Origin of the sequence: Amycolatopsis mongoliensis, from assembly GCF_030285665.1 — a bacterium.
Lineage (GTDB): Bacteria > Actinomycetota > Actinomycetes > Mycobacteriales > Pseudonocardiaceae > Amycolatopsis > Amycolatopsis mongoliensis.
This window is the reverse complement of the sequence record NZ_CP127295.1, coordinates 1,131,967-1,158,640: the sequence shown is the minus strand read 5'-3', so window position 1 is coordinate 1,158,640 and position 26,674 is coordinate 1,131,967. Positions and strand designations below refer to the sequence as shown.

Annotated in this window: 24 protein-coding genes; 14 read left to right on the top strand and 10 right to left on the bottom strand. The window is 71.6% G+C overall.

The window, feature by feature from the left end:
• Positions 1 to 9 precede the first annotated feature (9 nt).
• Positions 10 to 1,437: an aldehyde dehydrogenase family protein gene (locus QRX60_RS05330; protein WP_285999681.1), complete on the bottom strand. Its 1,428-nt coding sequence runs from the start codon at positions 1,435 to 1,437 to the stop codon at positions 10 to 12.
• Complete coding sequence (gene gabT / locus QRX60_RS05325) at positions 1,434 to 2,789, bottom strand: 4-aminobutyrate--2-oxoglutarate transaminase (protein ID WP_285999680.1); 1,356 nt, start codon at positions 2,787 to 2,789, stop codon at positions 1,434 to 1,436. Before gabT ends, QRX60_RS05330 begins: the two co-directional genes overlap by 4 nt.
• 106 nt (positions 2,790 to 2,895) lie before the next feature.
• Here gabT and QRX60_RS05320 point away from each other — a divergent pair, with 106 nt between their 5' ends.
• Positions 2,896 to 4,344 (top strand): PucR family transcriptional regulator, encoded by a 1,449-nt coding sequence (locus tag QRX60_RS05320; RefSeq protein ID WP_285999679.1) that lies wholly within the window; start codon positions 2,896 to 2,898, stop codon positions 4,342 to 4,344.
• Between the two features lie 89 nt (positions 4,345 to 4,433).
• Here the strand turns inward: QRX60_RS05320 and QRX60_RS05315 are convergent, their stop codons facing one another.
• Together QRX60_RS05315 and QRX60_RS05310 are read right to left on the bottom strand one after the other, a co-directional pair.
• Positions 4,434 to 5,144, bottom strand: a complete 711-nt coding sequence (locus tag QRX60_RS05315; RefSeq protein ID WP_285999678.1) for a cache domain-containing protein — start codon at positions 5,142 to 5,144, stop codon at positions 4,434 to 4,436.
• A 117-nt stretch (positions 5,145 to 5,261) separates the two neighbouring features.
• Complete coding sequence (locus tag QRX60_RS05310; RefSeq protein WP_285999677.1) at positions 5,262 to 6,008, bottom strand: FadR/GntR family transcriptional regulator; 747 nt, start codon at positions 6,006 to 6,008, stop codon at positions 5,262 to 5,264.
• Positions 6,009 to 6,120: 112 nt separating this feature from the next.
• Here QRX60_RS05310 and QRX60_RS05305 point away from each other — a divergent pair, with 112 nt between their 5' ends.
• From QRX60_RS05305 to QRX60_RS05285, 5 genes are all read left to right on the top strand, one after another.
• Positions 6,121 to 7,542, top strand: coding sequence for a gamma-aminobutyraldehyde dehydrogenase (locus tag QRX60_RS05305; protein WP_285999676.1), 1,422 nt, complete (start codon positions 6,121 to 6,123; stop codon positions 7,540 to 7,542).
• 8 nt (positions 7,543 to 7,550) lie between these two features.
• A complete protein-coding gene (locus QRX60_RS05300) occupies positions 7,551 to 8,627 on the top strand; it encodes an ABC transporter ATP-binding protein (RefSeq protein WP_285999675.1) in 1,077 nt (358 codons plus the stop codon).
• Between the two features lie 19 nt (positions 8,628 to 8,646).
• Positions 8,647 to 9,849: an ABC transporter substrate-binding protein gene (locus tag QRX60_RS05295; RefSeq protein ID WP_285999674.1), complete on the top strand. Its 1,203-nt coding sequence runs from the start codon at positions 8,647 to 8,649 to the stop codon at positions 9,847 to 9,849.
• Between the two features lie 79 nt (positions 9,850 to 9,928).
• A complete protein-coding gene (locus tag QRX60_RS05290) occupies positions 9,929 to 10,768 on the top strand; it encodes an ABC transporter permease (RefSeq protein ID WP_285999673.1) in 840 nt (279 codons plus the stop codon).
• A 10-nt stretch (positions 10,769 to 10,778) separates the two neighbouring features.
• Positions 10,779 to 11,576, top strand: coding sequence for an ABC transporter permease (locus QRX60_RS05285; RefSeq protein ID WP_285999672.1), 798 nt, complete (start codon positions 10,779 to 10,781; stop codon positions 11,574 to 11,576).
• On the opposite strand, the gene QRX60_RS51435 is transcribed toward QRX60_RS05285, so the two are convergent.
• Complete coding sequence (locus tag QRX60_RS51435; protein WP_332845826.1) at positions 11,573 to 12,223, bottom strand: SDR family NAD(P)-dependent oxidoreductase; 651 nt, start codon at positions 12,221 to 12,223, stop codon at positions 11,573 to 11,575. The genes QRX60_RS05285 and QRX60_RS51435 overlap by 4 nt on opposite strands.
• On the opposite strand from QRX60_RS51435, the gene QRX60_RS05270 reads away from it, so the two are divergent.
• A complete protein-coding gene (locus tag QRX60_RS05270) occupies positions 12,207 to 12,653 on the top strand; it encodes a TetR/AcrR family transcriptional regulator (protein WP_285999671.1) in 447 nt (148 codons plus the stop codon). The two genes, QRX60_RS51435 and QRX60_RS05270, sit on opposite strands and share 17 nt — an antisense overlap.
• Here the strand turns inward: QRX60_RS05270 and pip are convergent.
• A complete protein-coding gene (pip, locus tag QRX60_RS05265) occupies positions 12,639 to 13,583 on the bottom strand; it encodes a prolyl aminopeptidase (protein WP_285999670.1) in 945 nt (314 codons plus the stop codon). The genes QRX60_RS05270 and pip overlap by 15 nt on opposite strands.
• Positions 13,584 to 14,018: 435 nt before the next feature.
• Here pip and QRX60_RS05260 point away from each other — a divergent pair, with 435 nt between their 5' ends.
• Together QRX60_RS05260 and QRX60_RS05255 are read left to right on the top strand one after the other, a co-directional pair.
• Entirely contained in the window at positions 14,019 to 14,945 is a 927-nt protein-coding gene (locus tag QRX60_RS05260; protein ID WP_285999669.1) for an undecaprenyl-diphosphate phosphatase, read from the top strand.
• Between the two features lies 1 nt (position 14,946).
• The gene (locus tag QRX60_RS05255; protein WP_285999668.1) at positions 14,947 to 15,813 is read left to right on the top strand and encodes a cytochrome c oxidase assembly protein; all 867 of its coding nucleotides are present in this window, start codon (positions 14,947 to 14,949) and stop codon (positions 15,811 to 15,813) included.
• Between the two features lie 104 nt (positions 15,814 to 15,917).
• Here QRX60_RS05255 and panB read toward each other — a convergent pair whose 3' ends face one another.
• Positions 15,918 to 16,781, bottom strand: coding sequence for a 3-methyl-2-oxobutanoate hydroxymethyltransferase (gene panB, locus QRX60_RS05250; RefSeq protein ID WP_285999667.1), 864 nt, complete (start codon positions 16,779 to 16,781; stop codon positions 15,918 to 15,920).
• Positions 16,782 to 17,019: 238 nt separating this feature from the next.
• On the opposite strand from panB, the gene lysX reads away from it, so the two are divergent.
• On the top strand, positions 17,020 to 20,343 hold the full coding sequence (lysX, locus tag QRX60_RS05245; RefSeq protein WP_285999666.1) for a bifunctional lysylphosphatidylglycerol synthetase/lysine--tRNA ligase LysX: 3,324 nt from the start codon (positions 17,020 to 17,022) through the stop codon (positions 20,341 to 20,343).
• A 96-nt stretch (positions 20,344 to 20,439) separates the two neighbouring features.
• The gene (locus QRX60_RS05240) at positions 20,440 to 20,979 is read left to right on the top strand and encodes a hypothetical protein (protein ID WP_285999665.1); all 540 of its coding nucleotides are present in this window, start codon (positions 20,440 to 20,442) and stop codon (positions 20,977 to 20,979) included.
• Here QRX60_RS05240 and QRX60_RS05235 read toward each other — a convergent pair.
• The gene (locus QRX60_RS05235) at positions 20,942 to 21,388 is read right to left on the bottom strand and encodes a MarR family winged helix-turn-helix transcriptional regulator (protein ID WP_285999664.1); all 447 of its coding nucleotides are present in this window, start codon (positions 21,386 to 21,388) and stop codon (positions 20,942 to 20,944) included. The genes QRX60_RS05240 and QRX60_RS05235 overlap by 38 nt on opposite strands.
• Positions 21,389 to 21,531: 143 nt before the next feature.
• On the opposite strand from QRX60_RS05235, the gene QRX60_RS05230 reads away from it, so the two are divergent.
• Complete coding sequence (locus QRX60_RS05230) at positions 21,532 to 22,122, top strand: DinB family protein (protein WP_286003505.1); 591 nt, start codon at positions 21,532 to 21,534, stop codon at positions 22,120 to 22,122.
• A 139-nt stretch (positions 22,123 to 22,261) separates the two neighbouring features.
• On the opposite strand, the gene QRX60_RS05225 is transcribed toward QRX60_RS05230, so the two are convergent.
• A complete protein-coding gene (locus QRX60_RS05225; protein WP_285999663.1) occupies positions 22,262 to 22,795 on the bottom strand; it encodes a methylated-DNA--[protein]-cysteine S-methyltransferase in 534 nt (177 codons plus the stop codon).
• 91 nt (positions 22,796 to 22,886) lie between these two features.
• Here QRX60_RS05225 and QRX60_RS05220 point away from each other — a divergent pair, with 91 nt between their 5' ends.
• Together QRX60_RS05220 and QRX60_RS05215 are read left to right on the top strand one after the other, a co-directional pair.
• The gene (locus QRX60_RS05220) at positions 22,887 to 24,230 is read left to right on the top strand and encodes a S8 family peptidase (protein WP_285999662.1); all 1,344 of its coding nucleotides are present in this window, start codon (positions 22,887 to 22,889) and stop codon (positions 24,228 to 24,230) included.
• Positions 24,231 to 24,238: 8 nt separating this feature from the next.
• Positions 24,239 to 24,853 carry a VOC family protein gene (locus QRX60_RS05215; protein WP_332845825.1) on the top strand — a complete coding sequence of 205 codons (615 nt, stop codon included), beginning with the start codon at positions 24,239 to 24,241 and terminating at the stop codon, positions 24,851 to 24,853.
• A gap of 57 nt (positions 24,854 to 24,910) precedes the next feature.
• Here QRX60_RS05215 and QRX60_RS05210 read toward each other — a convergent pair whose 3' ends face one another.
• On the bottom strand, positions 24,911 to 26,632 hold the full coding sequence (locus QRX60_RS05210; protein WP_285999661.1) for an NAD+ synthase: 1,722 nt from the start codon (positions 26,630 to 26,632) through the stop codon (positions 24,911 to 24,913).
• Between the last annotated feature and the right edge of the window lie 42 nt (positions 26,633 to 26,674).

Sequence of the window (26,674 nt, the reverse complement as noted above, 5' to 3'; positions counted from 1 at the left end):
CGAGCGATTTCAGAGCGTCAATCCGGTGAGGACCGTGACCCGCTCCTCGGTGAAGTCCGCCATCGCCGACGCCGGGCCCTCCCGGCCCACGCCGGAGTCCTTGACCCCGCCGTAGGGCATCTGGTCCGCGCGGAAGCTCGGGACGTCACCCACGAGCACCCCGCCGACCTTCAGGGCCGCCGACACCTCGAACGCCGTCGGCAGGTCGCGCGTGAACACGCCCGCCTGCAGGCCGAAGCGCGACGCGTTGACGCGCTCGACCCCTTCGGCCACCGAAGCGACCCGGACCAGCGAGACCACCGGCCCGAACACCTCCTCGGCCATCACCGACGCGTCCTCCGGGACGTCCGCGAGCACTGTCGGCTCCACCGAAGCACCTGAGCGCGAACCGCCGGTCAAAAGCTTGCCGCCGGCGGAAACCGCGTCGGAAACCCATGACTCGACTCGCGCGGCCGCGTCGAGGTTGATCAGCGGGCCGACGTCCACGCCCTCCGCGCGCGGATCGCCGGTGCGCAACGCGCGAACCTGCGCAAGCACCTTTTCCACCAACGCGTCGTACACGTCGGTGTGCGCGTACACCCGCTGCACCGAGATGCACGACTGCCCCGCCTGGTACATCGCGAACGTCGCGATCCGCTGCGCCGCGAAGTCCAGGTCCGTCCAATCGGGACAGACGAGGACCGCGCCGTTGCCGCCCAGCTCCAGTGCCACGTGCTTGCGCGGCACGCGGTCGCGGATCGCCCAGCCGACCGGCACCGAGCCGGTGAACGACACCACCGGCAGCCGCGGGTCCTCGACCAGCTTCGACGACGTCTCGTTGTCCACCGGCAGGATCGACCACGACCCCGCCGGGAGGTCCGTCTCGGCCAGGATCTCGCCGAGCAGCAACGCCGTCAGCGGCGTCGCCGGCGCGGGCTTGAGCACGATCGGCGCGCCCACCGCGATCGCCGGGGCCACCTTGTGCGCCACCAGGTTCAGCGGGAAGTTGAACGGCGTGATGCCCAGCACCGGGCCGCGCGGGACCCGCCGGACCAGCGCCAGCCGCCCGGTGCCGCCCGGGTCGGTGTCCAGGCGCTGCAGCTCGCCCGAGAAACGCCGGGCCTCCTCGGCGGCCCAGCGGAACGTCGAGACCGCACGCCCGACCTCGCCGCGCGCCCACTTGAGCGGCTTGCCGGACTCGGCCGTGATCAGGGACGCGATCTCTTCGGACCGCTCGCCCAAGGCCCGGGACACGTGGTCCAGCGCCCCCGCGCGGACGTGCGCGGGCAGCGTCGCGAACTCGTCGGCGACTTCGTGCGCGGCCTGGACCGCCGCCTCGACGTCCGAAGTGGACGGAACGTGGTGCGACCCGGCGAGAGAGCCGTCGAAGGAGTGGCGGACGTCGGCCGTCGAGCCGCCGGTCACCGGCTTTCCGCCGACCCAGAAGGGGAAATTCATGCGCGAGCCTCCGTGCGGACTGCGTGCTCGAGGACCGAGAGGCCCTCGTCGAGCAGGTCGGTGGGCAGGGACAGCGGCGGCAGCAGCCGGACGACGTTGCCGTACGTGCCGCAGGTCAGCACCACCACGCCGGCGCGGTGGCAGGCCGCCGCGACGCGCTTGGTGAGGCCGGCGTCCGGCTCGGTGGTCCCGGGCTTCACGAACTCCGCGGCCAGCATCGCGCCGCGCCCGCGGACGTCGCCGATGACGCCGGTTTCCGAAGCCAAAGCACGCAGCCGCGGCAGCACGGCGTTCTCGATCCGCTTCGCCGACTCGGCGAGGTTCTCGGCCTTCATCGTCTCGATCGAGCCGAGCGCGGCGGCGCAGGCGATCGGGTTGCCGCCGTAAGTGCCGCCCAGACCGCCCGGCGCCACCGCGTCCAGGAGCTCGGCGCGGCCGGTGACCGCCGAGAGCGGCAGGCCGCCCGCGATGCCCTTGGCCGTCGCGATCAGGTCTGGCACCACGTCCTCGTCGGTGGACGCGAACCAGGAACCGGTGCGGCAGAAGCCCGTCTGGACCTCGTCGGCGACGAACACGACGCCGTTTTCGCGGCACCACGCCGCAACCGCGGGCAGGAAGCCGCGCGCGGGCTCGATGAACCCGCCCTCGCCCTGGATCGGTTCGAGGACGACCGCCGCGACCTGGTCGCCGCCGATCTGCTTCTCGATCCGGTCGATGGCCAGGGCGGCCGCTTCGGGGCCGGACAGGCCGTCGCGGTACGGGTACGAGCCCGGCACGCGGTAGACCTCGGGCGCGAACGGGCCGAAGCCGTGCTTGTAGGGCACCGACTTCGCGGTCATGCCCATGGTCAGGTTGGTGCGGCCGTGGTAGGCGTGGTCGAACACGACGACGGCCTGGCGCCCGGTCGCGACCCGCGCGATCTTCACGGCGTTCTCGACGGCTTCGGCGCCGGAGTTGAACAGCACCGACTTCTTCGCGTGGTCGCCCGGCGTCAGCTCGGCCAGCGCTTCGCAGACCTCGACGTACCCCTCGTACGGCGTGACCATGAAACAGGTGTGGGTGAACCAGCAGGCCTGCTTGCGGACGCGGTCGACCACCGCGGGCGCGGAGTGCCCGACGTTGGTCACCGCGATGCCGGAGCCGAAGTCGATCAGGACGTTGCCGTCGGCGTCGGTGAGCAGCCCGCCGCTGGCGGAAGTGATGTAGACGGGCAGCACCGAACCGACCCCCGCGGCGACGGCGTTCACGCGGCGCTCCTGCAGCTCGCGCGAGGCGGGGCCGGGGATCTCGGTGCGCAGCCTGCGCTGCCGGGGCGCCGGGGCCTGCGGCTCGGCGGTGGTGCTTGCGGTCACGGCGTGCTCCTGCGGACGCGGGTGGGTGGACGTCCTCAGGATGAGTCCCCGAGCGGTGGCCGTCAGCTGACCTTTCCGTACAAGAAGGCGCGTAGAATTGGCCGTTATGGCACTCACGCTGGCCGGACTGGCCGCCGACCGCCCGCTCGGGCTGCGGGTGCTGACCGGCGACGACCTCCTGGACCGCCCGATCGGCTGGGTGCACCCGACGGAGCTGACCGACCCGCAGGCGTTCCTCGAAGGCGGCGAGCTGCTGCTCACCACCGGGCTGGCGCTGGACGAAGGGACGTCGCCGGCCTACGTGCGCCGGCTGGTCGACGCGGGCGTCGCCGGGCTCGGCTTCGGTGTCGGGCTGAGCCACGGCTTCGTCCCCCGCTCGCTCGTCTCGACCGCGGCCGAAGTGGGGCTGCCGGTGCTGGAGGTGCCGCGCGAGACGCCGTTCATCGCGATCACCCGCGCGGTCTCGCGGGCGGTGGCGGCCGACGAGTACGCCACGACGGTCCGGATCGGCCGCGCCCAGCAGGAGCTGACCCGCACGGCGGTCGGCAAGGGCGGGCCGGCGGGCGTGCTGCGCAAGCTGGCGAAGCTCGTCGACGGCTGGGTTCTGCTCTTCGACCGCACCACCGTCACCGAAGCGGCTCCGGCGAGCGCACGCGCGTACGGCGCTTCGCTGCGTGAGGAGCTGGAGCGCCTTCGCACCGGTACTCGCGTGGTGGCGCTCGACGGGCAGGAAGTCGTGCTGCAGACCCTGGACACCAGCGCGCGCCGGGTGCTCGCGGTCGGTGCGTCGCTCGACACGGCCGGGCGGCACATCGTCAACACGGCGGTCTCGGTGCTTTCCCTGGCGCTGGAACAGGATCGCGCGCAGGCGGCGGCGCGGCAGGCGCTGCGGTCCGGCCTGGTCGAGCTGCTGGCCGGTGGGCAGGACGAGCTGGCGCTGCGGGTGCTGGCGACCACGGGCGGCGAGCCGCCGGAGTCGCCGTGGTCGGTGCTGGTGGTCCTGGGGACGCCGGCCGCCCGGCGCAAGCTGCTCGGCGCGCTGGAGGGCGAGGCGGTGTTCGCGGCGCCGTCGGGTTCGGCGGTGGTCGCGTTCGGGTCGGGCGCGGTGGTCGACACGGTGGCCGAGGCGGCGTTGCGGATCGGCGGCCTGCACGGCGGCGTCGCGGGACCGGTGGCCCCGGCGGACTTCGCGGCCGGGCTGGAGCAGGCGGAGCTGGCGGCCCGGGCCGCGGAGGCCGAGGACAAGATCCTCGTGTCGTCGGCGGAGCACACGGGCCGGGGCCTGCTGTCCCTCATCGACCCGGTGGTGGCGCAAGCGTTTGCCCACGGGTTGCTGGCGCCGCTGCGGGAGCACGACGAGACCGGCCGCGGCGACCTGGAGACGTCGTTGCGCTGCTGGCTGGAGCACCACGGCCACTGGGACGTCGCGGCGGCGAGGCTGGGCGTGCACCGGCACACGCTGCGGAACCGGATCCGCAAGGCGGAGGACCTGCTGGGCCGGGACCTGGACTCACCGGGCGTCCGCGCGGAACTGTGGGTGGCGCTGCAGTCCTGACCCGAGCGCCCCAATGTGGCGTTGGTTGCGTCAGACGCACCGAACGCCACATTGGGTGCGTGGGACGCACCGAACGCCACATTGGGGCGCTAGTCCCCGGTGACGAGGACGATCGGCGAGTCCCCGCACCGGCGCAACGCCGGACCCGGTTTCGCGCCCGCCGACCACCACGCCGGGACGTCGGCCTCGCGCACCAGCGACCCGGTCGGCTGGCGGACGCTGTTGGACACGATCACCCGCCCCTGTGCGTTCAGCAGCGCCGCACCGCGGCCCAGCGACCGCAGCCGTGGCCGGACCGCCCGCTCGAACTCGCGCACGTACACGTCCGCTCCCACCACGCCCGTGAAAGCACCGCTCGAGAAAACCGGGATCGTGAACGTCAGCGTGTACTCGTCGGTGCACAGGTAATCCACGTACGGCCCGTTGATGTGCCGCCGCCCGGTGTCGCGCGGGACCGTGAACCACGACTGGCGCGTGTAGTCCAGGAAGTTCTCGCTGCCCGGGTCGAGGCTGATGAACAGCTGGGCCGGGTCCGCGGAAGGGCCGGTCCACCACTCGAAACCGAACTCCGAATCCGAGAGCACCCGCGGCGCGCTGACGAAGCCCGCCCCGACGATCAGGCCGCCCAGGGCCTCGGTGACCTGCGGCCGGATCCGGTGCAGCGACGCGGCCGCCGGGGCGTCCGCCAGCACCGACTCGGCCGCCGCCAGCAGGGGCTTCAGCCGTTCGAAGACCCCTTCCACCAACGCCGAGACCTGCTCGACGACCTCGTCGCCGGCCAGCGTGCGGGTGTCGTTCACGGTGCTCACCTCGATGCGCGGAGTGGGGCGGAGTCACTGGTCCGGCCGGAAGCAGGCCGTCCTCCGCGCGGTACGCGACCGTTGCCGCGAAGCCATTCGGCCGTGACTGTGGCTGGATCAGTGACCATCGGCAGAGTACGGGGCGAGCAGGTCGAGGTGCACGTCCGCGAGCCGGTCGAGCGCTCCGAGGATGTGTTCCTCGGTGAGCTTGCGGGCCAGTTCGCCGTCCGCGGAGGCGATCGCCGCGGTGATCGCCGCGTGCTCCTCGTGCGGGTGCGCCCCGAGCGGCAGCCACAGCAGCCCGCCGCGCTCGCTCTGCAGCTGGAGCTCTTCGTGCGTCAGCCGCGGTGACTGCGCCGCCGCCGCGACCTCCAGGTGGAACTGCCGCTCGGCCCGCGTGAAGTCGATGCCGTGCGCCGTGCGGAGGTCGTCGGTCGCCAGCCGCAGCCGGGCGACGTCCTCGGGTGAGCTGCGTTCGGCGGCGAGCTTCGCGGCGGCCCCGGCGATCGCCAGGTAGTGGTCGCCGACGTCGCGCAGGTCCGAGAGCGACACCTCGCGCAAGCGTTCGCGCCACGCGTCCGGCGGCGGGTTGGCCGGCGCGCGGACGAAGCTGCCGCCGCTGCGCCCCCGGCGCGTCTCGACCAGCCCCTGCTGCCGCAGGGCCACGAGCGCTTCCCGGACCGTCACGGTCGAGACACCGAACTGCGCGGCCAGGTCGGCTTCGCTGGGCAGCTGCTCCTCGTCGGCGAGCAGGCCGAGCGTGATGGCGTCGACCAGTCGCGCCGCCACCGCTTCCGCCCGGCCGACCTGGCCGAGCGGCGCGAACATGGCGGACCGCGCGCTGTGCGACATGCCCTTGCGCATCGTGACCCTTCACCCGTCGAGTACCCGTTCGCACCAATCTTGCCTGATCCTCTTGTCCTATTACATATGGACTTATATGTTTTAGCTCCCGCGAACCCCGAGGGAGTCCACCGTGCAGGAGCTGAAGCACTACGTCGGCGGCGCGTACGTCGAGTCCAAGTCGGGCCGGACGGCGGAGATCATCGACCCGGTCACCGGGCGCCCGTACTGCACCGCGCCGATCGCCGGGTCCGAGGACGTCGACAACGCGCTGCAGGTCGCCGCGACCGCGTTCGAGACCTGGCGCGCGACGACCCCGGCCCAGCGCCAGCTCGCGCTGCTCAAGCTCGCCGACGCGCTCGAAGCCCGCGCCGAGGAGGTCGTCCGCGTCGAGTCCGCGAACACCGGCAAGCCGATCGCGCTCACGATGGCCGAAGAGATCCCGATGGTCCTGGACCAGGTGCGGTTCTTCGCCGGAGCCGCGCGCGTGCTCGAGGGCCGGTCCGCGGGCGAGTACATGGAAGGCCACACCTCCTTCGTCCGCCGCGAGCCCGTCGGCGTCTGCGCGCAGGTCACGCCGTGGAACTACCCGCTGCTGATGGCCATCTGGAAGATCGCGCCCGCGCTCGCCGCCGGCAACACGGTCGTGCTCAAGCCGTCCGACACGACCCCCGCGTCGACGCTGCTGCTGGCCGAGATCGCCGGCGAGTTCCTGCCGCCGGGTGTGTTCAACGTCGTTTGCGGCGACCGCGACACCGGCCGCGCGCTGGTCGAGCACGACATCCCGGCGATGGTGTCGATCACCGGCTCGGTCCGGGCCGGCATCGAGGTCGCGCGCAGTGCGGCGAACGACGTCAAGCGCGTGCACCTGGAGCTGGGCGGGAAGGCGCCGGTCATCGTCTTCGCCGACGCCGACCTCGAAGCGGCCGCCGAGGCCATCGCCGTCGCGGGTTACTTCAACGCCGGCCAGGACTGCACCGCCGCCACCCGGGTGCTGGTCGCCGACGAGGTGCACGACACCTTCGTCGCGGCGCTCTCCCGGCAGGCCGAATCCACCAAGACTGGCAAGCCGGAAGACGAAGACGTCGCGTACGGCCCGCTCAACAACGCGGCCCAGCTGGAGAAGGTGTCGGGCTTCATCGAGCGGCTGCCGGAGCACGCGACCGTCCACTGTGGAGGACACCGCGCCGGCGACGAGGGCTACTTCTACGAGGCCACCGTCGTCTCCGGGCTCAAGCAGGACGACGAGATGAGCCAGCACGAGATCTTCGGCCCGGTCATCACCGTCCAGCGGTTCTCCGACGAAGCCGAGGCGCTCAAGTCCGCGAACGCCGTGCAGTACGGCCTCGCGTCGTCGGTCTGGACCCGCGACCACCAGCGCGCGATGCGCCTCGCCGCGAAGCTCGACTTCGGCTGCGTCTGGATCAACACCCACATCCCGCTGGTCGCCGAGATGCCGCACGGCGGGTTCAAGAAGTCCGGCTACGGCAAGGACCTCTCGCTGTACGGCCTGGAGGACTACACCCGCGTCAAGCACGTGATGAGCGCACTGTGAGGCTGGCGATGCCCAACCAAGCACCCACCGAGACGCGCGAGGACCCCGCGCCGCCGGGCGAGACGGCCGGCCCCGCGATCCGGCTTTCCGGGCTGCGCAAGCACTTCGGCGACGTCCACGCGGTCGACGGCGTCGACCTCGACATCCCGCCCGGCGAGTTCTTCTCGATGCTCGGCCCGTCCGGCTCCGGCAAGACGACCGTGCTGCGGATGATCGCCGGCTTCGAGCTGCCCACCGAGGGCACGATCGAGCTCGACGGCCGGGATGTCAGCCGTCTGGCACCGTTCGAGCGGGACGTCAACACGGTGTTCCAGGACTACGCGCTGTTCCCGCACATGTCCGTGCAGCAGAACGTCGAATACGGCCTGCGCGTCAAGCGCGTCCCGAAGCAGCAACGCCGGGAGCGGGCGCTCGAGGCGTTGAAGACCGTCCGGCTGGAGGACTTCGGCCCGCGCAAGCCCACGCAGCTGTCCGGCGGCCAGCGCCAGCGCGTCGCGCTCGCCCGCGCGCTGGTGAACCGGCCCAAGGTGCTGCTGCTCGACGAACCGCTCGGCGCGCTGGACCTCAAGCTGCGGCAGGCGATGCAGATCGAGCTCAAGCAGATCCAGCGCGACGTCGGCATCACGTTCGTCTTCGTCACCCACGACCAGGACGAAGCCCTGACCATGAGCGACCGCATCGCGGTGTTCAGCAACGGCAAGATCGAGCAGGTCGGCGCGCCGGAGGAGGTCTACGAACGCCCCGCCAGCGCGTTCGTCGCGGGCTTCGTGGGGACGTCGAACCTGCTGGGCGGTCGCGGCGCGGAGTCGGTGATCGGCCGGCCTGGGCTGTTCAGCATCCGGCCGGAGAAGATCCGCATCGACGGCGAGCTGTCCGAACCCGCCGCGGCGGGGGAGACCAGCGCGACCGGCACGGTCACCGACGTCGTCTACGCCGGGGCGACCGTGCGGTACGCGGTCGCGCTCGACGCCGGGGGACAGCTCTCGGTCGTCCGGCAGAACGCCGACGGCGGCGCCACGTTCGCCGACGGGCGGGTCCGGCTCAGCTGGCGCCACGAACACAGTTTCCAGGTTCCCGGGCAGTGAGCCCGAAGGAAGGGATGCCATGAAGAACAGGAAGACGCGGCTTGCCGGGCTCCTCGGCGCCAGCCTGCTGTTGGCTGCATGTGGCACGTCGGGCACGAGTTCGTCCGCGCCGCCCGGCGCACAGGGCTTCACCCCGCCGAAACTGGAGGCGCTGAAGGCGCTCGGCCAGCCGGAAGGGCAGCTGAACGTGCTGGCCTGGCCGGGCTACGCGGAGAACGGCTCCAACGACCCGAAGGTCAACTGGGTCACCCCCTTCGAGCAGCAGACCGGCTGCAAGGTCAACGTCAAGCCGTTCGGGACCTCCGACGAGGCCGTGACGCTGATGAAGACCGGGCAGTACGACGTCGTGTCCGCCTCGGGTGACGCGTCGCTGCGGCTGGTCGCCTCCGGGGACGCCGAGCCGGTGAACACCGCGCTGGTGCCGAACTACGCCGACGTCCAGCCGTTCCTCAAGGACAAGCCGTGGAACAGCGTCGGCGGCGTCTCCTACGGCATCCCGCACGGCTGGGGCGCGAACCTGCTGACCTGGCGCACCGACAAGGTGACGCCGGCGCCGACGTCGTGGTCGGTGATGTTCGACGCGAACTCGCCCTACAAGGGCAAGGTGATCGCCTACGACTCGCCGATCTACATCGCCGACGCGGCTTTGTACCTGCAGGCGCACCAGCCGGACCTGGGCATCAAGAACCCGTACGCCCTCGACGACAAGCAGTTCACCGCCGCGGTGAACCTGCTCAAGCAGCAGCGTCCGCTCGTGTCCGAGTACTGGTCGGACTACCTCAAGGAGTCCCAGGCGCTGAAGAACGCCGACGCCGTCGTCGGCACCGCCTGGCAGGTCACGGTCAACCTGACGAAGGGCGAGGGCGCGCCGCTGGAGTCGGCCGTGCCGAGCGAGGGCGCGACCGGGTGGTCGGACACCTGGATGGTCGCGGCGAAGTCGGCCCACAAGACGTGCGCGTACAAGTGGCTCGACTACATCGTCAGCCCCAAGGTGAACGCCCAGGTCGCCGAGTACTTCGGCGAAGCGCCGGCGAACACGAAGGCGTGCGCGGAGATGACGGACAAGACGCTCTGCGACACCTACCACGCCAACGACGCCGGGTACGCGGCGAAGATCGCGTACTGGACCACGCCGATCCCGCAGTGCCTCGACGGCCGCACGGACGTCAAGTGCAAGGACTACGGCGAGTGGACGAAGGCCTGGACCGAGATCAAGGGCTGACCCCCTCAGAACCCCGGTGGCGGCGGGCTGTGTCCCCCCACTCCGCCCGCCGCCGCCGGACCTTTCCCTGCGAGGTGCGATGACCGCCCTGTCGGCCTTCTTCTACCGGAAGCCCAAGCTGCGCCTGGGTTTCCTGCTCTCGGCGCCGCTGCTCTGGCTCGGCCTGGCCTACCTGGGCGCGCTGGCCGCGCTGTTCGTCACGGCGTTCTGGCACACCGACGCGTTCACCGGCCAGGTCGTGATCGAGTGGTCGCTGGACAACTTCACGACGCTGTTCACCGACGCCGTGTACCGCACGATCACCTTCCGCACGGTCGGGATCGCGGCGCTGGTGACGGTGATCGACGCCGTCATCGCGTTCCCGATGGCGTTCGCGATGGCCAAGCTCGCGTCGCCGCGCGCCCAGCGCATCCTGGTGATCGCGATCATGACGCCGTTGTGGGCGAGCTACCTGGTCAAGGCTTACGCCTGGCGTTCGATGCTGTCCGGCAACGGCGCCTTGAGCCGGCTTTCGCCCGGCTACGGCGTCACGGCCACGATCATCACGCTGTCGTACCTCTGGCTGCCGTACATGATCCTGCCGATCTACGCGGGTCTCGACCGGCTGCCGGACTCGCTGGTGGACGCCTCGGGCGACCTCGGGGCGAAGTCGTTCCGGACCTTCCGGTCGGTGATCCTGCCGCTGACGTTCCCGGCGATCGTGGCGGGCTCGATCTTCACGTTCTCGCTGTCCCTGGGCGACTACATCGCGGTGAAGATCGTCGGCGGCACGTCCCAGATGCTCGGCAACGTCGTCTACGACAACATCGGCGCGGCCAACAACCTGCCGTTCGCCGCGACGGTGGCGACGGTGCCGGTCGTGATCATGCTCGTGTACTTGGCCGCGGTGCGCCGCACCGGCGCACTGGACAACCTCTAGGAGCGGGTCGATGCGGACGTCTCGGGTGCTGTTGTGGACGGCGCTGGGCCTGGGCCTGGCGGTGATCTACTTCCCGCTGCTGGTGGTGCTGCTCAACTCGTTCAACGCGGACACGACGTTCGGCTTCCCGCCGACCCGCTTCACGCTGGAGTGGTGGAGCCGCGCGACGTCCAACGAAGGGGCGCTGCACGCGCTGTGGACGAGCGTCGAGGCCGGTCTCGCGGCCACGGCGATCGCGCTGGTGCTGGGCACGATGGCGGCGTTCGCGTTGCAGCGCTACCGGTTCTTCGGGCGCAATCCGGTGTCGCTGCTGATCATCCTGCCGATCGCGTTGCCGGGGATCGTCACGGGCATCGCGCTGAACAACGCGTTCCGGACGATCCTCGGCATCGACCTCGGCCTGCTGACCGCGATCATCGCGCACGCGACGTTCTGCATCGTGGTGGTGTTCAACAACGTCGTCGCGCGCCTGCGCCGGATGGGCGGCAACCTCGAAGAGGCGTCGATGGATCTGGGTGCGACCGGCTTCACGACGTTCCGGCTGGTGACGTTCCCGATGCTGCGCTCGGCGCTGCTGGCGGGCGGGCTCTTGGCGTTCGCGCTGTCGTTCGACGAGATCATCGTGACGACGTTCACCCTGGGCACGGGCATGGAGACGCTGCCGATCTGGATCTACGACAACCTGTTCCGGCCCAACCAGGCGCCGATCGTGAACGTGGTCGCGGCGGTGCTGATCGTGGTGTCGACGGTCCCGGTGTACCTGGCCCAGCGGCTGTCCGGCGACTCCGCGTCGGGCGGCCGGCTCTAGTGCACCGACCGGATCGTGCCGCCGTCCACGCGGATCGTCGCGCCGCTGACGTAGTCCGCCGCCGGGCTCACCAGGTACCCCACCGCCGCCGCGATCTCCTCCGAGCCACCAGGATCGCGCCCGGGGCCGCCACGTTCGACGTCACGCCCGTCCCGCTCAGCTCCCGTGCCAGGGACACTGCGAGGTTGTGCCGCGCGGCGAGCGTCGCCGTGTAGTGCGGCTGCATCGCCATCGGCTGGATCGCCGGCCCCGCCGCCGATCTGGACCACCCGGCCCCAGCCGCGCGAGCGCATGCCCGGCACGAACCGGTGGATCATCCGGACCGCCGAGACGACGTTCGCTTCGTACGTCGCGGTCCAGCCCTCCGGCGTCGCCTCGGCCCGCGACAGGTGGTCGTACGAGCCCGCGTTGTTCACCAGGATGTCGACGTCGCCGGCCGCGGCGTCCGCTCCCGCATCGGTCGACAAGTCGCCGATCGCCACCTCGGCCGCGCCGATCTCCGCCGCGGCCTTCCCGGCGCGGTCCGCGTCCTGGCCGTGGACGACCACCGAAGCGCCCTCGGCGGCGAGCAACCGGGCGATCGCCGCACCCAGTCCGGCGCTGGAGCCGGTCACCAACGCGCGTTTACCAGTGATTTCGAGGTCCATCGGGCACCTTCCCACCCGCGAAGCCATCCTGGAATCCGCCCTCGGCGCCTTCACGCGCTCGGGCTACGACGGCGTCGGCGTCCGCGAGATCGCCCAGGCCGCGGGCGTCACGGCGTTGCTCGTCAACCGCTACTTCGGCTCGAAGGAAGGTCTCTTCGCCGAGGTCGTCGAGGCGGCGATGGCCGAGCGGACCGTGCTCACCGACGACCCGGCGACGCTCGCCGCGGACATCGCCGCCGCGCTCGTGCGCCGCACCGCCCCGGATGCCGGGCGGCTCGACCCGTTCCTGCTCATGCTGCGGTCGGCGCCCAACCCGCGCGCCGCCGAGATCCTGCGCACGCTCATCGGCAGCACCGAGCTCGCCCGCGCCGACGAAGCTGTCCTCGAAAAGAAACTCGAGCAGGTGTTCTCGGTGCTACTGGCGGAATGAGTCCGTCGCCGCGCGCAGGGCGGCCAGCACGCCCGGGTCCGTCACGGCGTGCCCGGCGCCTTCCAGCAGCTTCAGCTTCGAGTCCGGCCACGCCCGGTGCAGCTCGTAGGCGGTGGTCGGCGGGCACACCGTGTCGTAGCGGCCCTGCACGATCACGCCGGGAATGCCGGCGAGCTTCCCCGCGTCGCGGATCAGCTGGCCGTCGTCGAGCCAGGCACCGTGGCGGAAGTAGTGGACCGCGAGCCGCGCGAAGGTCAGCGCGAACGCCGGTTCCGCGTACTGGCGGACGAAGGACTCCTGCGGCTGAACGGAAACCGTCGCGCCCTCCCACGTGCTCCACGCGACCGCCGCGCGGTGCCGGACCTCCTCGGAGGGGTCGTCGAGCAGGATGGCGTACGCCGCCAGCGGATCATCGCGCAGAGAGGCCGGGATCGGGGCGAGGAAGGCCTCCCACTCGCGCGGGAACAGGTTCGCGGCCCCGCCGCGGTAGATCCAGTCCAGCTCGCTCCGCCGCACGGTGAAGACGCCGCGCAGGATGATTTCGCTGACGCGGGCGGGGTGCGTCTGCGCGTAGGCGAGCGCGAGGGTCGCGCCCCAGGAGCCGCCGAAGAGCTGCCAGCGCTCGATGCCGAGCCGCTCGCGCAGGGCCTCCATGTCGGAGACCAGGTGCCACAGGGTGTTGGCGCCGAGGTCGTCGGCGCCCGGCGTCGACTGGCCCGATCCGCGCTGGTCGAACAGGACGATCCGGTAGGCCGCGGGGTCGAAGTGCCGCCGTGCCATCGGCGCGATCCCGCTGCCGGGCCCGCCGTGGAGCACCACGACCGGCTTCCCGGCCGGGTTGCCCGCCTCCTGGCACCGGATCCGGTGGCCGTCGCCGACGTCCAGGAACCCTTCGGCACGCGGGGGAATCGGCGGGTAGAGCTCGTCCATGCCCGACACTCTGCCGGAGGGACCTGGCCGTCGCCCCGACGCCCCGCCGCCGGGTGCCGGGACGACGACCAAGCAAGGTGGGAGCCCGCCCCCGCCGCCGGGCTGAGCGGGCTCCCGGTCCGTGTGCCGTCAGCCGCCCGAAGCGGGGGCGACGGCCGGGTTCGAGGAAGCGGCACCGTCGGTGCGGTCACGACGGCCGGTGGTCCGCACGCGCATTTCCGTCCTCCTCGTCGAGGTTCGAATCGTCGTCGTGGCGGCGACGGGCTAAACGCTAAGCCAAGGACCGAACGTCAGTCAAGAACATGATTGAAGTTCATATATGTGAACGCCTGCTGAGAGGAGGCTGAGCGGAACCATGCCCCTTGCCGGCCGTTAACGAATGGGCCGGTACGTTCCGGTGTCGGGGTTTCGAAAAGTGGTACGGAAAGGCTCGGAATGTCCGCGGTGACCTATCTCGAGGCGATTGTCGTCGGCGCCTTGCAGGGGGTGTCGGAATTGTTTCCGGTGTCCAGTCTCGGCCACAGCATCCTGCTGCCCGCCTGGCTCGGCGGCCAGTGGCAGCAGGACCTGAGCATCGGCAAGGACTCCCCGTACCTGGCGGTGCTCGTCGCGATGCACGTCGCCACCGCGCTGGCGCTCGTGCTGTTCTTCCGGAAGGACTGGGTGCGGATCATCGGCGGCCTGTGGACGTCGCTGCGCCACCGCGAGGTCCGCACCCCCGACCAGCGGCTCGCGTGGCTGCTCGTGCTGGCCACCATCCCGGTCGGGCTGGCCGGCCTGCTGCTCGAAGGGCTGCTGCGCGACTTCCTCGGCAAGCCGGTGCCGTCGGCGATCTTCCTCGCGCTCAACGGCGGGGTCCTCTACGCCGCCGAGAAGTTCTCCCGGAAGCCACCCGCGGCCGAGGACGACACCGTGGACTTCTCGGCCGAAGAAACGCTGGTCATGCGGGCCGTCAGCGTCGAGGAGAAGACCGACGTCCGGCTGGCGAAGCTGCGCGTCGGCGAGGCCGTCCTGATCGGCGCGGCGCAGATCCTCGCGCTGCTGCCGGGCATCAGCCGCTCGGGCATCACCATGGTCGCCGGGCTGCGCCGCGGGCTCGGTCACGAGGACGCCGCGCGCTTCGCGTTCCTGCTCGCCACCCCGGTCATCCTCGCGGCTGGCGTGCTGAAGATGCCGACGCTGTTCGCGCCGGAGAACCACGCTTCGCTCGGGCCGGCCCTCGTCGGCAGCGTCGTCGCCGGGGTCGCTTCGTACATTTCTGTCCGGTTCCTCACCGGTTACTTCGAAACGCGTACTCTGACCCCCTTCGCCATTTACTGCGTGGTCGCCGGAATCGGCAGCCTGATTTTCTTCGCGGTGTGACGTGCCGCTGACGCTCGACGTCCCGGCGGTTTCCGTCGTCCTGGTCCTCGGTGTGCTCTACGTCCGTGCGGCGCGCGGACGCGGGTGGCCGCCGGGCCGCACGACGGCGTTCCTCACCGGCCTGGCGACGATCGTGGCCGTCACCTGCTCGCCGCTGGCCGTCTACGACACGACGTTCTTCTGGGTCCGCGCGGTCCAGACGATCACGCTGCTGATGGTCACGCCGCTCCTGCTGGCCCTGGGCTCGCCGATCCGGCTCCTGCTGGACACGCGCCCCGCCACCTGGCTGCGCAGGCACGGCCGCGGCCCGCTCGCCCGCGCGCTGACGTTCCCGCCGGTCGTCACCCTCGCCCTGGTCGTGCCGGTGCTCGTGCTGTACCTGACCCCGCTCTACGACCTGGTGCTGCGGTCGCCGGTGGCGGACGGCCTGGTCCGGCTCGCGCTCGTGCTCGCGGGCTTCACGTACTTCTGGACGCGGCTGGGGCTCGACCCGACGCCCCGGGCGGACCCGCACCTGGTGTCGGTGTGGATCGCGTTCACCGAGGTCGTCTTCGACGGTGCGCTCGGCCTGGTGCTGTGGCTCGGGCCGCTGCTGGCGCCGGCGCACTACGCGGCCGCGCACCCGGGCCGGGGGCCGGACCCCCGCACCGACCAGATCATCGGCGCGGGCGTGCTGTGGATCGGCGGCGACGTCGCCGGCCTGCCGTTCGTGGTGGCGCTGTTCGTCCGCTGGGCCCGCGACGACGAGCGGCGCGCGAAGCAGATCGACGTCCAGCTGGACGAAGAAGCCGCTTCGGGCGCCGCATCGACGTCGGGGCTGTGGTGGGAGAACGACCCGGAACTCGCGGAACGGTTCAAGCACCGATGACGAAGGTTTCCCAGCGCCCCAATGTGGCGTTCGGTGCGTCAGACGCACCGAACGCCACATTGGGTGCGTCTGACGCAACCAACGCCACATTGGGGCGCTCGGGACTAGTCGTGGAACGCGTGCTCCGGCGCCGGGAACTCGCCGCGCCGGACGTCCTCGGCGAACGCCGTCGCCGCGTTCTGCAGCACCGTCGCGACGTCGGCGTAGCGCTTGACGAACCGCGGTGCCTTCCCGCGCCGCAGCCCGGCCATGTCCTGCCAGACGAGCACCTGGGCGTCGCAGTCCGGGCCGGCGCCGATGCCGACCGTCGGGATCTTCAGCTCCGCCGTGACGCGCTTCGCGGCTTCGGCGGGCACCATCTCCATCACCACCGCGAACGCCCCGGCCTCCTGCAGCGCCAGCGCGTCGGCGAGCAGCACGTCCGCCGCTTCGCCGCGCCCCTGCACCCGGTAGCCGCCGAGGTTGTGTTCACTCTGCGGGGTGAACCCGATGTGGCCCATCACCGGCACGCCGGCCGACGTCAGCGCCTCGACGTGCGCGGCGAACCGCCGTCCGCCTTCGAGCTTCACGGCGTGCGCGCGGCCCTCCTTCATGAACCGCACGGACGTCTCCAGCGCCTGCTGCGGCGAGAGCTGGTAGGAGCCGAACGGCAGGTCGGCGACCACGAGGGCCCGCTTGACCGACCGCGTGACCGCCCGGACCAGCGGCAGCAGCTCGTCGACCGTCACCGGCAGCGACGTGTCGTAGCCGAAGACGTTGTTGGCCGCGGAGTCGCCGACGAGCAGCACGGGGATCCCGGCCTCGTCGAACAGCGCGGCGGTGTACATGTCGTACGCGGTGAGCATGGGCCACGGCTCGCCGCGTTCCTTGAGCTCGCGCAGGTGGTGGACGCGGACCTTCCGGCCCGGCGCCGGCTTGGCGGCGGGTCCGGTGCCGTAGGGGGCGGGTTCTTCGGCGCTGGCAGACATCGTCGTCGACCGTCCTTCCCTCGAGGCCTCGGTGAGGTCCCCGGGTCGTGGAGCAGGGGCGTCTCAAAGCGTGACACGCCCCCGGAGCCCTCCCAACCGCGTGCGACAAGCTTCACACCCTCGGGGACGAGCCGCCGTCAGCCTTCAGGTTGATGTCGGGGGACAACCAACCTGTGTTCACTTACGTCAAGAAGAGGGCATGACGACAGATCGGCCGCGAAAGGCGACGAAAGCAACGATGGGAACCCTCGCGAGCACGCGCCCGCGCCTCCCCGCCTGGAAGGCGAAAGCAGGCGGCATCATCGCGACCGTGGTCCAGCTGGCCGCGGTCTTCTCGGTGTTCCTCCTGTTCACGAACGGCCCGCACGGACGGCTGCTCAACGGCATCGACATGGCCTTCTCGAGCTTGAGCGTGCCGACCAGCGCGAGCCTGGTGATGGTGCTGCTGCTGGTCGTGCTGGGCGGCGCGCTGCGCCGCCGCAAGAAGGCCGCGCTGTACACGCTCGTGCTGTTCCAGGTCGCCGGGCTGGTGCTCACCCTCGCCCTGCAGGCGACGCTGCTGTGGTCGCCCGAGCTGCTCTCGCTGGGGTCGAAGCAGGTCCGGCACATCCCGGTCCAGCTGTGGGCCCTCACGGTCGCCGACGTCCTGTCGGTCGCCCTGATCTTCTTCCTGCTCGCCCTGCGCCCGGCGTTCCCGGCCCGGCTCGCGCCGAGCGCCTGGCGCGACGGCCTGACCATGCTGTTCGGCGGGTTCACCGCAATCATCCTGGTCGGCTGGGCGCTCGCGGAAGCGTTTCCCGGCCACCTCGGCGACTCGTGGGAGCGGTTCGCCTGGGTCGTCAACCACGCCACCGGCGAGAACCTGCAGCTGCGCCGGATCGGGGTCGGCGAGGGACCGGCCTGGCTCGACGTGTTCCTCGACCTCGGCGCCACCGCCGTCGCCACCGCGGCGCTGTACCAGCTCTTCCGCGGCGTACGCAGCCGTCGCCTGCGTACGGACGAAGAAGAGCTTCGCGTGCGCAAGCTGCTCGCCGAGCACGGCGAGGACGACTCCCTCGGCTACTTCGCCACCCGGCGCGACAAGAGCGTCGTGTTCTCGCCGAACGGCCGCGCCGCGGTCACCTACCGCGTGCTCGGCGGCACCAGCGTCGCCAGCGCCGACCCGATAGGTGACCCTGAGGCGTGGCCGGACGCCGTCCGCGCGTGGCTCGACGAGACGCGCACGTACGGCTGGACGCCCGGCGTGCTCGGGGCGAGCGAGCGCGGCGCGAAGGCGTACACCGACGCGGGCCTGCGCGCCCTGGAGATCGGCGACGAGGCGGTGCTCGACATCCGCGAGTTCAGCCTCGCCGGGCCGGAGCGGCGCTCGGTGCGCCAGGCCGTGAAGCGCATCGAACGCGCCGGCTACACCTCGCGCGTCCGCCGCCACGGCGAGATCCCGGCCGAGGAGATGGCCGAGCTGCTCGTCCGCGCCCAGGCCTGGCGCGGCGCCGAGACCGAACGCGGCTTCTCGATGGCGCTGGGCCGGCTCGGCGACCCGAGCGACGGCCGCAGCGTGATGGTCGAGGCCTACGACGCCCACGGCGACCTGCGCGGCCTGCTGTCGTTCGTGCCGTGGGGCCGGCGCGGGCTTTCCCTGGACCTGATGCGCCGCGATCGCGACGCCGAAAACGGTCTCAACGAGTACATGATCGCCGAGGTCGTCGCGGCCGGGCAGCACCTGGGCGCGCAGCGGATCTCGCTCAACTTCGCGATGTTCCGCGCCGTCTTCTCCGAGGGCGAGCGGATCGGTGCCGGCCCGGTGCTGCGGGCCTGGCGCGGGATCCTCAGCCTCGCGTCGCGGTTCTTCCAGCTCGAATCGCTGTACCGGTCCAACGCCAAGTACGGCCCGGAGTGGGAGCCGCGGTTCCTCTGCTACTCCTCGGCGCGGCGGCTCCCGCGCGTCGGCATCGTCGCGGGCGCGCTCGAAGGGTTCGTCCCGACCGGACGGGCGCGATCGCTGCGGCTGGAGACGGTCGGCGACGACTTCGTCGCGCGCGTCCGGGAGATCGAGGAGTCCGCGGCGGTCCCGGCGGCGAAGCCGGTGCGGCGTCCGGAGCAGGTCCGCGTCCGGATGGCCAAGCTCGCCAAGCTGCGCGAAGCCGGGATCGACCCGTACCCGGTCGGGTTCCGCCGGGACGACCACATCGGCGATGTCGTGAAGAAGTTCGGCGGCCTGCAGCCGGACACCGCCACCGGCCACCGCGTCCGGATCGCCGGGCGCGTGCTGGCGATGCGCACGCTCGGCGGGCTGTGCTTCGCGCGCGTCAAGGACTTCAGCGGCGAGATCCAGCTGATGCTGGAAGCCGGCGAGCTCGACCTCACGGGCTGGCGGACCGGCGTCGACCTCGGCGACCACGTCGGCGTCAGCGGCCAGGTGGTGACGTCGAAGCGGGGCGAGCTCTCGGTGCTCGTCGACGAGTGGACGGTCACCGCGAAGTGCCTGCACCCGTTGCCGGACAAGCGGAAGGGCCTCACCGACCCGGAGACGCGGGTGCGGCAGCGCTACCTCGACCTCGCGGTCAACCCGGACTCGACGACCATGCTGCGCCTGCGGTCCACGGTGGTCCGCGCGGTGCGCGAGCGGCTGCACCACGCCGACTACCTCGAGGTCGAGACGCCGATGTTGCAGACGGTCCACGGCGGCGCGAACGCCCGGCCGTTCGTCACGCACATCAACGCCTACGACATGCGGATGTACCTGCGGATCGCGCCCGAGCTGTACCTGAAGCGGCTGTGCGTCGCCGGCGTCGAGCGCGTCTTCGAGCTGAACCGGAACTTCCGCAACGAAGGTGTCGACGCGACGCACAACCCCGAGTTCACGATGCTCGAGGCGTACCAGGCGTACGCCGACTACGACACGATGCGGACGCTGACGCGCGAGCTCGTCCAGCACGCGGCCGAAGCCGCGTACGGCGCTCAGGTCGTGCGCAGGCCCGGCCCGGACGGCAAGGTCGTCGAACACGACATCTCCGGCGACTGGCCGGTGGTCACCGTGCACGACGCCGTTTCGGCGGCCTTCGGGGAGCAGGTCGATTCGGGCACGTCCGTGGCCGACCTGCGCCGGCTGTGCCTCGCCGCGGGCGTGCCGGTGGGGGAGGACCCGAGCCACGGCGACCTCGTGCTCAAGGCGTTCGAGCACCTCGTCGAGGGCGCGACCGTGCTGCCGACGTTCTACACGGACTACCCGACCGACGTCTCGCCGCTCACCCGCCAGCACCGCGAGGACCCGCGGCTGGCCGAGCGCTGGGACCTCATCGCGTTCGGCTCCGAGGTCGGCACCGCCTACACCGAGCTGACCGACCCGATCGAGCAGCGGCGGCGGCTCGAGGCGCAGTCGCTGCGCGCGGCCAGCGGCGACGTCGAAGCGATGGAGCTGGACGACGACTTCCTGCTGGCCCTGGAGCACGGCATGCCGCCCACCGGCGGTCTCGGCCTGGGCGTCGACCGGCTGCTGATGATGCTCACGGGAGCCTCCATCCGCCAGACGGTCCTGTTCCCCTTCGTCCGACCGCAGGCATAACGACTCGGTCGACCTGAACACGCGATGCGGCCAAGGCGGCGGAGGTCGCTTAATGTGTGCCTCGTGCGCACGGCTCGAATTGCCTCGGCCCTCCTCATGGGAGTCGCCGTCCTGGCGTATTCGGGCTGGCTGCTGGAGTTCTTCCTGCCCACGGGCGTGTCCCCGGTCGGGGACCCGGTCGAGGCGCTGCTCGCCGGGCCGCCGGTCTTCCGGATCCTGCTCGCCGTTTCGGGGCTCGCGTTCGTGCTCGCCGGGCCGCCGCTGCACCGGCTCGGCCCGGTCCAGTGGACGGCGCGGCTCAGCTCGATCTCGGTGAGCGCGTTCGGCGTGGTCGCGCTGCTGCAGGCCGCCTACCCGGCGCAGAGCGTCGTGCTCTCGTCGCTGGCGACCGTCGTGCTCGCGGTCGGCGTGGTCAGCCTGATCCTGTGGTGGCCGCCGGGCTGGCGGGCGCTCGCCGTCGCCGGCCTGGTGGTCGTGCTGGTCACCTGGGCCGCGCTCGTGCTCGCCCGGCAGCTGGACGCCGGCGAGGGCGTGGTCAGCCGGGTCGAGCAGGTGGTGCGTGCCGTCCTGTACGGCGTCGGCGGGGCGTACGCCTTCATCAAGCCCGCGCCGCGACATGCTCCTCGAGGCGGCTGAGCAGCTCCAGGAGAGTCTTGCGCTCGACCGGGTCGAGCACGCTGAACGTCTCGTCGGCGTGCCCGTGCTGGATCTCTTCGATCTCCGCGAGCCGCGTGCGGCCGGCGTCGGTGACGGCCAGCAGGCTCGCCCGCCGGTCGGTCGGGTCCGGTTCGCGCCGCAGCAGCCCGTCCCGCTCGAGCGCGTCGACGGCCGAAGTGATCGCCCGGCCGGTCACGCCCAGGCGGCGCTTGACCTCGCCCATCCGCGGCCGGTCGCCGAGCAGGTCGACCATCAGCAGCAGCTGGACCTGGGCCGTCGGCCAGCCGCGCTTGGCGTAGGGCGCGCCCGCGTACCGCCGCAGGACGTGCGTGATGCGCCGCAGCGCGTCGGCCAGCTCCGCACCGGTGGGGATGTTTTCGGTCGACACGTCCGCAATTCTACCGGCAAAGTACATGGACGAAGTTGACACTGGTTACTTTGCGCACAAACCAAGGGACTTTTGTCGTTGTGCCGGAAACGTCGGTGGCCGGTGGCACGATTCCGGTGACGAACGCGAAGGAGATGATCTCGATGGCGGGAAACGTGCCCCCGGTGGCCGACGAGCGTGACGGGCTGCTGCGCTACCTCGAACAGCAGCGGCACGTGCTGAAGGTGGCGGCCCACGGGCTGACGGACGAGCAGGCGCGGCTCACGCCGACGAAGAGCTCGCTGTCGGTGGGCGGCCTGGTCAAGCACGTGGCTTCGACGGAGGACGGCTGGCTCGACATCATCCTGCAGCTGCCGCAGAAGCCGTTCGCCGAGGCGATGGCGGAGTACCAGGCGGGGTACCGGCTGGGCCCGGGGGAGACGCTGGCGGGCGCGCTGGCCCGCTACGACGAGGTCGCGGCCCGCACGGCGGAGGTGATCGCGGGGATCGAGGACCTCGGCCAGGCGGTCCCGGTGCCGAAGGGCGTGCCGTGGTACCCGCAGGACGTCGAGGCGTGGTCGGTCCGCTGGGTGCTGCTGCACCTGATCGAGGAGACGGCCCGCCACGCGGGCCACGCGGACATCATCCGCGAGCACGTCGACGGCGGCACGGCGATCCCGCTGATGGCCGCGGCGGAGGGCTGGCCGGAAACCCCGTGGGTCAAGCCCTGGAGCCCGGAAACCCAGCCCGCCTGACCTTCCCGGCACCGTTCACGACCCGGCTCCGGCCCGGCGGCGATTCCCGCCGGGCCGTGTCGACCCCGCAATCACGCGTGTCGACCCCGCAATCACGCGTGTCGGCTCCAGGATCACGTGAGCCGGCGGTGTGGGCCGGTCAGAACAGCGTCGGCTCGTCGGCCAGCGCGCCCTCGATCACGAGCATCCGGCGTTTCGTCGCGACGCCGCCGCGGGCCGAGAAGCCGCCGTCCTTGCCGCCCGCCGCCGTGACCCGGTGGCACGGCACGATGATCGGGAACGGGTTGCTCCCCATGGCCTGCCCGACCGCCTGCGCCGACCCCGGCATCCCCAGCCGGTGCGCGATGTCGCCGTAGGTCAGGGTTTTGCCCGGCGGAACGGCCCGCGCGATCTCGTACGCGCGGCGGTTGAACTCCGGCACGCCCGCGAAGTCCAGCGGGATCGAAGTCAGGTCCGCGCGCCCGCCGGCCAGCAGCGCGACGATCCCGTCGACCGCCGCTCGCACCGGTGGTGGCGGCGGGCCCTCGACAGCACCGGGGAACCGTCCGGCCAGCCGGGCGCGCAGGCCGGCCGCACCGCCGTCGGGCAGCGACGTCCCGATCACGACGTCGTCGCGCCACGCCAGCCCGCACGGCCCGATCGCCGTGTCGAACACCGTGAACCTCGTTGTCATGCGATCAGCCTACGACCGAAGAGGGGTACCGCGGACGCGAATGATCGCTAGGTTCGGTTTGGGTGGTTTGCCGAGTTCGGGGAGGCAGTCGGTGCGACGCGCGATGCTGGTGGCAGCGGTCCTGCTCGGCCTGAGTGCGGTCCCGGCGACGGCGACCGCCGACCCGCTCGTCATGCCGCACGTCGTGGTCGCCCACACCACGTGGTGGGCCGAACTGGCCGTGCGGAACGCCGGCGGCACCGTCGTCGCCGCGTACCCGCAGATCGGCGTCGTCGTCGCGTACACGGCGAGGGACGACTTCGCCGCGAAGGTCCGGCGAACGCCAGGCATCGACGCCGTCGGGGCGACGCGCACCGCGAAGATCCCGAAGGAGTTCTTCGCGCCCCGCAAGGACGTCCGCTACACCGGGCCGGACTCGCCGAACTCCGGCCAGGTGCCGCCCGAGGGAACCTCGTGGGACGTCCCGGCGCTGCACCTGCCCGAAGCGCACCAGGTCACCGAAGGCAGCAGGCGCACCCTCGTCGGCGTGCTCGACGTCGGCGTCGACGACACCCACCCGGACCTGAAACCGGCTTTCGACGCGAAGAACTCCGTGTCCTGCCTCTCCGGCTGGGCCGACCGCAGCCCCGGCGCCTGGCGGCCGACGCTGGACGGTCACGGCACGCACGTCGCGGGCACGATCGCCGCGGCCCGCACCGGAACCGGCGTCGTCGGCGTCGCGCCCGGCACCCGGATCGCCGCGGTGAAGCTCGCCGAACTCGACGACACCGAGACGGCCGAAAGCATGGTGTGCGGCTTCGTCTGGGCCGCCGAGCACGGCTTCGCCGTCACCAACAACAGCTACCGCTCGATCCCGTGGCGCTACAACTGCGACGACCAGCCGGACCAGGCCGCGGCCAAGCTCGCCGTCGGCCGCGCGGTCGCCTACGCCCAGCGCCGGAACGTCCTCGTGGTCGCCTCGGCAGGCAACGCCGGGATCGACCTCGACACGCGCTCGGTCGACCGCGAGAGCCCGGCCGACAGCACCCCGGTGGACCGCCGCATCGATCCGACGTGCACGCGGCTGCCGCACGAGCTGCCCGGCGTCGTCGGCACCGGCGCGCTCGACGAAAAGCTGCTGAAGGCGAGCTTCTCCAACTACTCCGCGTCCCGGATCAGCGTCGCGGCCCCCGGTGCGCGCGTCTGGTCGACCTGGCCGAACGGCGAATACCGCTCGGCGAGCGGGACGTCGATGGCCGCGCCGCACGCGAGCGGTGTCGCCGCGTTGATCGCGAGCGAGCACCCGCGCTGGAGCGCCGAGCGGATCAAGCGCGCCCTCTACGAGACGGCGACGCCGCTCTCGTGCCCCGACACCGTCTGCCGCGAGACGCCGGCCGGCACGACCTACTACGGCCACGGAATGGTCGATGCGGCGAGCGCCGTCGGCGCGGGATGATGTCGCTCGTGCTCGATCACCTCGTCTACGCCGGGCCGGACCTCGCCGAGGCCGTCGCCCGGGTCACCGCACTCACCGGCGTCACGCCCGCGCCCGGCGGCAGCCACGTCGGCCTCGGCACCGCCAACCACCTCGCCGACCTCGGCGCCGGGATGTACCTGGAGGTGATCGGGCCGGATCCGGCGCAGCCGGAGCCCGAAAACCCGCGCCCCTTCGGCATCGACGGCCTGACCGAGCCCGCGCTCGTCGCGTGGGCGGTGCGCACCACGGACCTCGACGCCACGATCAAGAACGCCCGCGCCCACGGCTTCGACCCGGGCGACGCGAGGGAGATGTCCCGCGAGACGCAAGACGGCGAAGTCCTGCGCTGGCGCCTGACCCCGCCGAGCGCCCCGGGCACGCTCCACCCGTTCCTCATCGACTGGGGCGCGACGCCGCACCCGACCACGCGCGGCCTGCCGTCGATCCCGCTGCTGATGGTCACCGGCACGCACCCGGACCCGGACTCGGTCCGGACGGCGACGGACGCTCTCGGCCTGGAACTCCTGGTCCGCCGCGCGGCGAAAGCAAGCCTGACGGCCGCGCTGAGGACGCCGGAGGGCCGTCAGGTCGCGTTGAGTTGAAAGCCGTGAAGGACTCCTTACCGGCTCAAGATGCCGGTAAGGAGTCCTTCACGGACTTCAGGCCTTGCCCTCGCGCCACAGGTTCGTCATCGGCAGCCGGCGGTCACGGCCGAACGCCTTGAACGTGATCTTCGTACCCGGCGGGTACTGGCGCCGCTTGTACTCGGCCTTGTCGACCATCCGCACCACGCGGTCGATCGTCTCCGGCTCGAACCCCGCGGAAACCAGGTCGGCGTAACCGCGGTCGCCCTCGACGTAGTCGTCGAGGATGTCGTCGAGCAGCGCGTAGTCCGGCAGCGAGTCCGTGTCGACCTGCCCCGGCCGCAGCTCGGCCGACGGCGGCTTCGAGATCGAGTTCTCCGGGATCGGCGGCGTCTCGCCGCGCTTCACCGCTTCGGCGTTGCGCCACCGCGCGAGCTGCCACACGTGCGTCTTGAAGACGTCCTTGATCGGCGCGAACGCCCCGACCGCGTCGCCGTAGATCGTGGAGTACCCGACGGCCAGCTCGGTCTTGTTGCCGGTGGCCAGCACCAAGTGTCCATCCAAGTTGGACAGTGCCATGAGCAGCATGCCCCGTGTCCGCGCCTGGATGTTCTCCTCGGCCAGCCCGGTCAAGGAAAGCTGCTCGACGTACACCCGGACCATGTCCTCGACCGGCTCGACGCGGTAGTGCGCCCCGATCCGCCGCGCGAGGTCGGCCGCGTCGTCCTTCGAATGGCCCGACGAGTACTTCGACGGCATCGAGACGCCGTAGACGTTGTCCCCGCCCAGCGCGTCCGCGGCCAGTGCCGCGCAGACCGCCGAGTCGATGCCGCCGGAGAACCCGAACGTCACCGACGTGAAGCCGTTCTTGTGCACGTAGTCCCGCAGCCCGACGACCAGCGCCGACCACACCTCGGCCTCGTCCGACAGCGGCTCGCTGATCACCCGCTCGGCCGTCGGCTCGTACGCCGGCACCGGCTCTTCGCCGAGCACGCGCCGCCGGACGTGCAGGCCTTCGAGCTCGCCGTCGCCGGCGTGCCCGCCCGCGGTGAGGTCCATGTCCAGCACGAGCAGGTGCTCGACGAACTGCGGCGCGCGCGCCAGCACCGTGCCGTCCGCGGCGACCACGAGCGAGTCGCCGTCGAACACGAGGTCGTCCTGGCCGCCGATCTGGTTGGTGTAGACCAGCGGCGCGCCCGCTTCGGCGGCGCGGCGCGCGATGAGCGGCAGCCGCTGCTCGTCCTTCGACCGCTCGTACGGCGACGCGTTCGGCGCCACCACGAGGTCGACGCCCGCGCGGCCCAGCGCCGAGATCGGGCCGCCGTCCTGCCAGATGTCCTCGCAGATGACCATGCCGATGTCGAGCCCGTGGAACCGGACGACGTCGAGCTCGGTGCCCGGCTTGAACCAGCGGTGCTCGTCGAACACGCCGTAGTTCGGGAGGTGGTGCTTGAACTGCCGCGCGACGACCTCGCCGCGGTAGAGGGCCGCCGCCGCGTCGCGCGGGCCGACCTCGTCGAGGTCGAGGTAGCCGATGTAGGTCAGCACGTCGCCGCAGCCCGCTTCGTCGAGGCGGCGAGCCAGGGACTCGACGCCCTGCCGGGAGGCGGCGGCGAAGGTCTTGCGCAGCGAGAGGTCCTCGACGGGGTAGCCGGTCAGGGACATCTCGGGGAAGACCACCACGTGGGCGCCGGCTTCGGCGGCCCGGCGGGTCCAGTCGACGTGCAGGTCGGCGTTGCCGTCGAGGTCGCCGACGGTGGGGTTGACCTGGGCGAGCGCGATGCGCAGTTGCGGCATGCCGCCATTCTGTCCCACGGCCACCCGGTCAGCCGAGCGAAT

Bases quoted from the DNA above. Each gene is read 5' to 3' on its own strand.
- QRX60_RS05295 (WP_285999674.1), top strand. From the start codon at position 8,647: ATGAAGAACAGGAAGACGCGGCTTGCCGGGCTCCTCGGCGCCAGCCTG.
- panB (WP_285999667.1), bottom strand. From the start codon at position 16,781: ATGTCTGCCAGCGCCGAAGAACCCGCCCCCTACGGCACCGGACCCGCC.
- QRX60_RS05260 (WP_285999669.1), top strand. From the start codon at position 14,019: ATGTCCGCGGTGACCTATCTCGAGGCGATTGTCGTCGGCGCCTTGCAG.
- lysX (WP_285999666.1), top strand. From the start codon at position 17,020: ATGGGAACCCTCGCGAGCACGCGCCCGCGCCTCCCCGCCTGGAAGGCG.
- QRX60_RS51435 (WP_332845826.1), bottom strand. From the start codon at position 12,223: ATGGACCTCGAAATCACTGGTAAACGCGCGTTGGTGACCGGCTCCAGC.
- QRX60_RS05320 (WP_285999679.1), top strand. From the start codon at position 2,896: ATGGCACTCACGCTGGCCGGACTGGCCGCCGACCGCCCGCTCGGGCTG.
- QRX60_RS05225 (WP_285999663.1), bottom strand. From the start codon at position 22,795: ATGACAACGAGGTTCACGGTGTTCGACACGGCGATCGGGCCGTGCGGG.
- QRX60_RS05330 (WP_285999681.1), bottom strand. From the start codon at position 1,437: ATGAATTTCCCCTTCTGGGTCGGCGGAAAGCCGGTGACCGGCGGCTCG.
- QRX60_RS05240 (WP_285999665.1), top strand. From the start codon at position 20,440: ATGGGAGTCGCCGTCCTGGCGTATTCGGGCTGGCTGCTGGAGTTCTTC.
- pip (WP_285999670.1), bottom strand. From the start codon at position 13,583: ATGGACGAGCTCTACCCGCCGATTCCCCCGCGTGCCGAAGGGTTCCTG.
- QRX60_RS05290 (WP_285999673.1), top strand. From the start codon at position 9,929: ATGACCGCCCTGTCGGCCTTCTTCTACCGGAAGCCCAAGCTGCGCCTG.
- QRX60_RS05300 (WP_285999675.1), top strand. From the start codon at position 7,551: ATGCCCAACCAAGCACCCACCGAGACGCGCGAGGACCCCGCGCCGCCG.
- QRX60_RS05285 (WP_285999672.1), top strand. From the start codon at position 10,779: ATGCGGACGTCTCGGGTGCTGTTGTGGACGGCGCTGGGCCTGGGCCTG.
- QRX60_RS05210 (WP_285999661.1), bottom strand. From the start codon at position 26,632: ATGCCGCAACTGCGCATCGCGCTCGCCCAGGTCAACCCCACCGTCGGC.
- QRX60_RS05230 (WP_286003505.1), top strand. From the start codon at position 21,532: ATGGCGGGAAACGTGCCCCCGGTGGCCGACGAGCGTGACGGGCTGCTG.
- QRX60_RS05310 (WP_285999677.1), bottom strand. From the start codon at position 6,008: ATGCGCAAGGGCATGTCGCACAGCGCGCGGTCCGCCATGTTCGCGCCG.